This is a genomic window from Parvibaculum sp. (assembly GCF_049672805.1).
Taxonomy (GTDB): Bacteria; Pseudomonadota; Alphaproteobacteria; order Parvibaculales; family Parvibaculaceae; genus Parvibaculum.
Window position 1 is genome coordinate 1 of sequence record NZ_JBATWS010000159.1, and the last position, 2,096, is coordinate 2,096.

The 2,096-nt window shown below is 60.1% G+C and carries 5 protein-coding genes; all 5 read right to left on the reverse strand.

The genetic code is table 11. From position 1 onward, the window contains the following. Positions 1 to 307: cation:proton antiporter subunit C (locus WBF74_RS05130; protein WP_424436166.1), on the reverse strand; the 307-nt coding region annotated here is incomplete at its 3' end. Next, a complete protein-coding gene (locus WBF74_RS05135; RefSeq protein WP_424436169.1) occupies positions 307 to 744 on the reverse strand; it encodes a Na(+)/H(+) antiporter subunit B in 438 nt (145 codons plus the stop codon). The genes WBF74_RS05135 and WBF74_RS05130, both read right to left, overlap by 1 nt. A gap of 4 nt (positions 745 to 748) precedes the next feature. Then, positions 749 to 1,324, reverse strand: coding sequence for a DUF4040 domain-containing protein (locus tag WBF74_RS05140; RefSeq protein ID WP_424436172.1), 576 nt, complete (start codon positions 1,322 to 1,324; stop codon positions 749 to 751). Then, entirely contained in the window at positions 1,321 to 1,695 is a 375-nt protein-coding gene (mnhG, locus tag WBF74_RS05145) for a monovalent cation/H(+) antiporter subunit G (protein ID WP_424436175.1), read from the reverse strand. The genes WBF74_RS05140 and mnhG overlap by 4 nt, the downstream gene beginning before the upstream one ends. Further along, complete coding sequence (locus WBF74_RS05150) at positions 1,695 to 1,982, reverse strand: monovalent cation/H+ antiporter complex subunit F (RefSeq protein WP_424436178.1); 288 nt, start codon at positions 1,980 to 1,982, stop codon at positions 1,695 to 1,697. Before WBF74_RS05150 ends, mnhG begins: the two co-directional genes overlap by 1 nt. Between the last annotated feature and the right edge of the window lie 114 nt (positions 1,983 to 2,096).

The following is a 2,096-nucleotide window of genomic DNA, read 5'->3' on the forward strand; positions in this document are numbered from 1 at the left end:
GGATGAGCGCGAGGGCAACAGCCGTTGTTGCGATGCCGACCACAATGGCGGTCAGAATGAGGACATGGGGCAGGGCGTTTGAATAGACCGCGTCAGGGTCTTCGATCAGAACGGGCGCGGTGCCGCCCGTGATCTTGCCCATGGAGATGTAGAGCATGAAGACGGCGGCCTGAAAGATGTTCAGGCCGATGACCTTTTTGATGAGGTTGCCACGGCTCACCGTGATGTAGAGGCCCGTCATCATCAGGATGACGAACATCCAGTAATTATAGTGTCCGAGCACAAACCGGAGATCGAACTCAGGCATCACCAGTCCTTGTCGTCGAGTTTGGGGGTGTGGCTCGCAACGGCGATGAAGAGCGACAGCATGACAGAGGCGACGGTGACGCCGACACCGAACTCGACAATGAGGATGCCCCATTCCTGCGCGTGCTGCGGGTGTTCGGCGAGTGCGTAATAGCTGAGAAAGGGCTCGCCGAGCAGCATGGTCGCAAAGCCCGTGCCCGCATAGATGAGTACGCCCAACGCCGCGCAGACATGCAGCAGGCGGGGCGGCACGATTTTCGTCAGCGCATCAATGCCGTGAAGCAGCGAATAGAGAATGAAGGCAGAAGAGAAGACGACGCCTGCCTGAAAGCCGCCACCGGGGCTGTAGTCGCCGTGGAACTGCACATAAAGCGCATAGACGAGGATCGGCGGGATCAGCAACTTTGAGACGACGCGGAGAATGGAGTGATGTTCCATGCGGTTACTCCTTTCCCTTGTCATTGACGGCGCTGCGCTTGCGCCCCGTTGTTCCGAGCAGCAGTAGAACGGCGATCATGGCGGTGAAAATGACAAAGGCTTCGCCCAGCGTGTCGAAACCGCGATAGGAAGCGAGAACGGCAGAGACGATGTTCGGAATACCGATCTCGACAGGCGTGCGCTGGAGATAGTCAGGTGCCACATGGGTGTGGATCGGATTATTCGGCGCGCCGAAGGGCGGCATGTCGAGCGTGCCATAGATGAGGGCGGCACCCGTCACGAGGCAGACGAGCAGCGGCAGGAAGGCCGAATGGGCGGGCTTTTTTTCCTCGCGCGGGGTGAGCGCGAGCGTCGCCAGCATGAGAACGGTCGAGATGCCCGCGCCCACAGCCGCTTCGGTGAAGGCAACGTCCATCGCATCCAGCGTGACGAAGAGCCCTGCTGAAAGCAGGCTGAACACGCCTGCCAGAATCACCGTCGTGAAAAGGTGACGCACGCGCGCAATGGCAAGGGCGGTGACGCCGAGCAGGGTGAAGAACACCACATCCACAATGGCGATGCCGATGAGATCGGGAGTCACTTCTGCGCCTCCTTCCCGGCATTTTCGCCAATGACGGATGCGGTCTCATTGCGCTGAAGGCGGAGGGGACGCAGCCCGGCGATGAAGGCGGCATTGGCGACCGCATGGCTTGCAACGGGGCTGGTGACAAAGAGGAAGAGCGCGATAAGCGCTAGCTTCAGCGTTGTCTGCGTCAGACCCGTCTGGAACATCATGCCGGTCAGCACCAGTTCGGCGCCGAGGGCGTCGATGACACCGGCTGCATGAAAGCGCGACCAGACATCCGGCAGGCGGATCATGCCGAAGCTGCCTGCCAGAATGAAGGCGCCGCCGGCCGTGAAGGCGATGATGCTCGCAATATCAAGGGCGAGGTCGAGAAGGGCGCTGTCCATCAGCTTTCCTCCTCCGGATTGCGCGGCGCACCGAAGCTCCGGTAGCGGAAGAATTTGAGAATGGCGATGGTGCCGATGAAATTGATCAGCGCGTAGAGCATCGCAATATCGAGGAAGTCTGGCCGTCCCGTGACGAAGCCAAGCGCGCTGAGGATGAGCACGGTGAGAGTGCCGAAGCTGTTTACCGCGAGGATACGGTCATAAAGCGTCGGCCCGCCGAAGATGCGCACCATCACCATCATGACGGAGACGAAAAGGGCTGCCGTTATTGCGAGGAATATCGCCATTTCAGCGCTTCTCCACCGCGGCCACGCGCCGTGCCATGTCCTCAAAGCCTTCAGGGCCAGCAAAATCTGCTGTCAGGGCATGGATGAGGAATTTGCCGGGGGCTGTTTCTACCG